This is a genomic window from Deinococcus rhizophilus (genome assembly GCF_030271215.1).
Classification (GTDB): domain Bacteria; phylum Deinococcota; class Deinococci; order Deinococcales; family Deinococcaceae; genus Deinococcus; species Deinococcus rhizophilus.
Genome location: NZ_JASNGB010000324.1, coordinates 1 through 1375, shown reverse-complemented (window position 1 = coordinate 1375; position 1375 = coordinate 1). Strand labels below are relative to the sequence as shown.

Annotated in this window: 1 protein-coding gene and 1 pseudogene; both read left to right on the top strand. The window is 72.5% G+C overall.

The window, feature by feature from the left end:
• A pseudogene (locus tag QOL99_RS17070) lies at positions 1–654 on the top strand (alcohol dehydrogenase); the annotation flags it as partial.
• A gap of 149 nt (positions 655–803) precedes the next feature.
• Positions 804–1331 carry a DinB family protein gene (locus QOL99_RS17065; protein WP_285525584.1) on the top strand — a complete coding sequence of 176 codons (528 nt, stop codon included), beginning with the start codon at positions 804–806 and terminating at the stop codon, positions 1329–1331.
• Positions 1332–1375 lie beyond the last annotated feature (44 nt).

Genomic DNA, 1375 nt, shown 5'->3' with positions numbered 1-1375 from the left:
GTCTGCCACGCCGCCGAGAGCCTGCTGAGCCGCCCCTACACCTCGCGGCCCCGGCCTGGGTCGCCCGCCGCCCGGCCCCCCTACCAGGGCAGCAACCCGGTCGCGGACGTGTGGTCGGCCCAGGCCCTGCGCTTCGGCGGCGAGTACCTGCGCCGGGCGGTGGCCGGTCCCGATGATCTGGAGGCCAGAGGCTTCATGATGCTTTCCGCGACGATGGCCGGGGTGGGCTTCGGGTCGGCGGGGGTGCATATCCCGCACGCCTGCGCCTATCCGGTCGCGGGGCTGCGGCACAGCTACCGGGCCGCCGGGTACCCGCAGGACCACGCCTTCGTGCCGCACGGCTACAGCGTGATCGTGACCGCGCCCGCCGCCTTCCGCTTCACCTTCGCAGCGGACCCGGCCAAGCATGTTCGCGCCGCTTCCCTGCTGACCGGGCGCGAGTACGCCCCGGACGACGAGGACGCCCTGCCGAACGCCCTTTCAGACCTGATGCGCGACGTGGGCGCCCCCACCACCCTGCGCGAACTGGGCTACGGCGAGGCCGACCTGCCCGCGCTGGTGGAGGGAGCCCTCAAACAGCAGCGGCTGCTGGCCGTCGCCCCCCGCACGCCGAGCGGGGCTGATCTGGAGGCCATCTTGCGGGCGTCGCTGTAGCCGGGGGCCATGCCCGCCCCGGAGCATCTGTCCGAATGGCGCCGTGGGAGAAAGGGCACCCCCCACGGTTTCATCCTCTCCTGCGCGGCTGTGCAGGTCCGCCCGGCCAGGAACAAACCTGCTTTTTGACAGGTGCCCTAGACTGCGGCATGACCCAACCACAAGAGGACTGGGCGCAGGCCGCCGCCATGCTGCGCCGCCTGGGCACGACCGGGGACGAGGTGGCCGCCCGGCTCAAGCGCGAGCTGGACGCCTTCGAGGCCGCCGTCACCCGGTCACAGGACCGCTGGCACGAGCGTCTGCCCGGCCGCGAGTGGACCGCCGCGCAGGAGGCCGAGCACGTCATCCTCGTCAACGAGAGCAGCGCCCGGATCGCCGGGCTGCTCGCCTCCGACCGCCCGCTGCGGGCCGCACCCCGTGACCCCGGGGTGGAGGTCGGCGGCAAACGCCAGGCCCCGGAAGGCACCCGCCCCGGCCCGGATCAACCCTGGGACGCACTCGCGGGGCGACACGCGGCGGTGCGGGAGCAGTTGCTGACGCTGGCGGAACGGGCCGGGGACGCCCCGGAGCGGACCTTCTTCCATCCCTTCATGGGTGACCTGACGGCGCTCGACTGGCTGCGGATGGCGGCCTATCACGTCGGCCACCACCGGCGGCAACTGGAGACGGAAAGCTAAACTGACATCTTGCAGTTTAGGTCGAGAGGGCGAGAAGTGCGTGC